The 3,970-nt window shown below is 35.9% G+C and carries 6 protein-coding genes; 3 read left to right on the forward strand and 3 right to left on the reverse strand.

Features of this window, described 5'->3' with window-relative positions; all coding sequences use genetic code 11:
• On the reverse strand, positions 1 to 582 hold a 582-nt coding region (locus ABGX27_00765), incomplete at its 3' end, for an AI-2E family transporter (GenBank protein ID MEO2068029.1).
• Positions 563 to 1,114, reverse strand: coding sequence for a CDP-alcohol phosphatidyltransferase family protein (locus tag ABGX27_00770; protein MEO2068030.1), 552 nt, complete (start codon positions 1,112 to 1,114; stop codon positions 563 to 565). The genes ABGX27_00765 and ABGX27_00770, both read right to left, overlap by 20 nt.
• Positions 1,115 to 1,139: 25 nt before the next feature.
• Between ABGX27_00770 and nadC the strand changes: the two genes are divergently transcribed.
• Entirely contained in the window at positions 1,140 to 1,982 is an 843-nt protein-coding gene (gene nadC, locus ABGX27_00775) for a carboxylating nicotinate-nucleotide diphosphorylase (protein MEO2068031.1), read from the forward strand.
• A complete protein-coding gene (locus ABGX27_00780; protein MEO2068032.1) occupies positions 1,979 to 2,575 on the forward strand; it encodes a CvpA family protein in 597 nt (198 codons plus the stop codon). Before nadC ends, ABGX27_00780 begins: the two co-directional genes overlap by 4 nt.
• 3 nt (positions 2,576 to 2,578) lie before the next feature.
• Here the strand turns inward: ABGX27_00780 and gap are convergent, their stop codons facing one another.
• Complete coding sequence (gap, locus tag ABGX27_00785; protein MEO2068033.1) at positions 2,579 to 3,586, reverse strand: type I glyceraldehyde-3-phosphate dehydrogenase; 1,008 nt, start codon at positions 3,584 to 3,586, stop codon at positions 2,579 to 2,581.
• Between the two features lie 81 nt (positions 3,587 to 3,667).
• Here gap and ABGX27_00790 point away from each other — a divergent pair.
• A partial coding sequence (locus ABGX27_00790; protein ID MEO2068034.1) for a PAS domain-containing protein occupies positions 3,668 to 3,970 on the forward strand: 303 nt, incomplete at its 3' end.

The raw sequence follows: 3,970 nt of genomic DNA on the forward strand, positions 1-3,970 counted from the left end.
ATCTCTAAGTTCGTGCCTGATCTCCTGAGGAGCAATTTGTAGGTATAACTCCTTCATTTTTGAAGCATTGACTAAAAAATAGTAGGTAATGAGAGGAACCAAAATTGTGTTGATAACTATTCCAAATACTGAAAAGAAGCCCGAAAATAGTCTTTGGAATATATCTCCTACTGGAAGCTGTCCAATCTGCAAGTAAATAGTCTTTATAACCTTTTCAAAAGTCGTAACATTAAAGTTCAACTTATGCAGAAAATGTTCTCCTAGGTGCTTATAAAGAAAAACATCTATTTTATTCGTAAGTCGCGGTAGGTAGTTAAAGAAACTTTCAATTTCGACAATTATCGTTGGTAAGACAATAAGGATTACGGCTGTAATAAGAACACCTATTACTGAAAGAGTTAAAACAGCAGAAACTACTTTATTCCTAAGAACTGCTTCTAACCTTTTAAATACCGGATAAGAAATATAAGCAATTGCTGATCCTATAAAGAATGGCATCATTACAGATTTCATAATAAATAGACCAAGAACCATTATGAGGATAGAAAAAAGGAAAAAAATCTCAGTTAGATATCTCTTCACTACTTAACTCCCTTATTCCTATAGCTGTGTAACTTACGGCAGAAAGTATAGTAAGCATAGCTGTTATTATGTAAAGTATTTTAATAAACTCTAATGGTATAAATCCATAAGTAGTATTTACAAGGGTCAAGAGTAAGGTTAAAAACTGAGAAAACGCAGTAGCTTTTCCAATTTTCGTTGGTTTAATTCTGTTAATTTTTCCAAAAGTGGCCAGAAGCCAACCTCCAATAAGGAGGATAATATCCCTACTTATCACAAAAATGGTCAGCCATACAGGAATTATCCTATCTACATAAGAAAGGAGAATAAATCCTGAGTTTATTAGAGCCTTATCTGCTAACGGATCCAAAATTACTCCTAAAGTTGTTATCTGATTAAGCTTCCTTGCTAAGTATCCATCTAAAGCATCACTGATGGCAGCAACGAAGAAAATAAAAAGGGCCAATTTGAAATTCTTGTATAAAATAGCCATAATGAAGAAGGGAACTAGGAAACCTCTAAGCAAAGTCACGAGAGTTGGAACACTTACCATTTAAGTCTCCTTGCAGGGAGGATAGATGGACAAGATCTACATTGAGAAAACTATTTTATCCTTTTTAGAAGAGGATTTAGGATCTTTAGGAGATATTACAACTTCTTCCTTAGAAAAGGAATATGCTAAAGCAGAAGTAATTGCTAAGGAAAATTTTATCCTTTGTGGTATTCCTTTCTTTGAAACAGTCTTTAAGGTCTACGATAGGGAAATTTCGTTTGAGTGGAAGAAAACAGAAGGAGAAAAAGTTTCAAAAGGAGAGACAATTGGATACGTAGAAGGAAATGTAAAAACTCTTTTAACATGTGAAAGAACTGCTCTTAACCTTTTACAACGGCTTTCAGGAATAGCAACAAAGACAAGGGAGTTCGTAAAAGCTTTAGAAGGTTCGAAAGTAAAACTTTTGGATACTAGGAAGACAACTCCAGGTCTTAGGTACTTTGAGAAATATGCAACAAAAGTAGGAGGAGCTTTTAATCACCGAATGGGACTCTATGATGCTGTAATGATAAAGGATAACCACATTAAAGCGTTTGGAAGTATAAAGAAAGCTGTTGAAAAAATAGTTTCATCTATCCCAGTAACAACAAAAGTAGAAATTGAAATAGAGAATGAAGGTCAACTAAAAGAACTTCTAAGCGTTATAGAATCAGTAGACATAGTAATGCTTGACAATTGGGATATAGAGAGAATAGACGACGCAGTTAAACTTTTGAGAAAAGAAAAAAACTCCTTAAAGATAGAAGTTTCTGGAAACATTACTTTTGATAAACTTTTAAAGTTAAAGGACAAAGATATAGACTTTGTTTCAACCAGCAAGATAATAACATCTGCTAAGTGGGTAGACATTAGCATGGAGGTCGTATGAATATTCCTCAGCTTAATGCCTTAGACGCTGTTATCTTGGTAGCCCTTCTATGGAACATTATTAGAGGTTTTAGTAAGGGAGTTATAGAGGAAATAATGTCAATATTAGGAATAATCATCAGTATAGTATTGGCCCTTAACCTTCACCGTCCTGTTGCCACTTTACTACTGAAGACTGAAAATTATGACCCTTCGGCAGGAATAATAGTTGGCTTCGTTATCTATCTGGTTTCATTCCTTATATTCAAATACATAGCTTTTAATCTGACTAAGCTAATCAAACTGACGCCTTTAGGAATATTTAACAACATCTTGGGGTTGCTATTTGGAATTGTAAGGGGACTAGCTATTGCTTCCATTTTTGTTTTAGGAACAGCTATGGTATCTCCTGAGAACTACTTGATAAAGAAGAGCCATCTTGGTGGAATTACTGTTCCACTAATAGATAAGGCTATATCTCTCATGCCAAAGTCTACACGGGAACATTTAGAAGAGAATTGGAGTATTGCTCGAGAATACCTTTTAGAGAACTTCAAAGAATGGATAAAAAACGGGGAAGAAAAGGTTGAAAATAAGGTAAGGGGGGAGGCTTAGAGCCTACACCCCGCAAGAAGCCATATGTTTCATTAGGTCTCCAAGCCTTACAGAGTATCCCCACTCATTATCATACCAAGCAAGGATTTTGACAAGATTTCCGTTGATTACATCTGTACTCTTTCCATCAACAATTGCAGAGTGTGGATCTCCAGTAAAGTCTATGGATACAAGTTCCTCTTCTGTATAGGCAAGAATACCCTTTAGTTCCCCTTCCGCAGCTTCTTTAAGGGCTTGGTTAACATCTTCTTTTGTTACTTCTTTTTCCACCACGCAGACAAAGTCTATAAGGGATACATCAGGAGTTGGTACTCTGATAGAGATTCCATTAAACTTACCTTTAAGCTCTGGAATTACAAGTCCAACAGCCTTTGCCGCACCTGTTGAAGTTGGAACCATAGACAGAGCTGCAGCTCTTGCTCTTCTTAAATCTTTGTGAGGAGCATCAAGAAGCCTTTGATCTGCAGTGTAAGAGTGAACAGTTGTTAAGAAACCAGACTCTATACCAAAGTTTTTAAGAAGCACCTTGGCAACTGGAGCCAAACAGTTTGTTGTACAAGAAGCGTTGGAAACAATAAAGTGCTTATTAGGATCGTAACTTTCGTGGTTAACTCCCATAACAATCGTTATATCAGGTTCCTTTGCAGGAGCAGAAATAACTACCCTCTTTGCTCCAGCTTTAAGATGTTTTGAAGCTCCTTCTCTATTTCTGAATCTTCCAGTAGATTCAAGAACAATATCCACATCAAGTTCTTTCCAAGGAAGTTTTTCAGGATCTGGTTCAGAGAAAACTTTAATTCTCTTACCATCGATGATTAGTTCATCACCTTCAGCCTTTACATCAACATCAAGTTTTCCGTGAACAGAATCATACTTGAAAAGATGTGCTAAAGTTTTTGCATCTGTTAGGTCGTTAATAGCAACAATTTCTATCTCTTCATCGTTAAGTCTTGCTCTGTGGAAACATCTCCCTATTCTTCCATAACCGTTAATCGCTACCCTTATAGCCATAGACTCCTCCCTTCTAAAAAAATTTAAGTTCGTTTAATGATAAACTTTCAGTAAAGTTTATTCAAATCGGGGAATATAGAAATGGAATCCCTCTTATTTGCAACCACTGTTTTCTTCGCAGCTTTAACTTTTATCTTTGGATACATAGCCCTTTCAGAAAGAAGAAAAAGAGAAAGAGTTCTTTCTTCCTTAAGAAGTTCTCGTTCAAAGGAAGAAGCTTCAAACCAGAAAACTGATGGGACTAAACTCCTTGCAAGAGCCCTCAGCCTTATCCACGAAGGAATAGTAATAATGGATCCATTTGGAAGGATAATTTTTACAAACCACTTTGCAAGGGACCTTTTAGACATAGATCCAAAAGACAAAGGGAAGTTTTTTTACCAA

The sequence above is a fragment of the Desulfurobacteriaceae bacterium genome (genome assembly GCA_039832905.1).
Lineage (GTDB): Bacteria > Aquificota > Aquificia > Desulfurobacteriales > Desulfurobacteriaceae > Desulfurobacterium.

Bases quoted from the DNA above. Each gene is read 5' to 3' on its own strand.
- nadC (MEO2068031.1), top strand. From the start codon at position 1,140: ATGGACAAGATCTACATTGAGAAAACTATTTTATCCTTTTTAGAAGAG.
- gap (MEO2068033.1), bottom strand. From the start codon at position 3,586: ATGGCTATAAGGGTAGCGATTAACGGTTATGGAAGAATAGGGAGATGT.
- ABGX27_00770 (MEO2068030.1), bottom strand. From the start codon at position 1,114: ATGGTAAGTGTTCCAACTCTCGTGACTTTGCTTAGAGGTTTCCTAGTT.
- ABGX27_00780 (MEO2068032.1), top strand. From the start codon at position 1,979: ATGAATATTCCTCAGCTTAATGCCTTAGACGCTGTTATCTTGGTAGCC.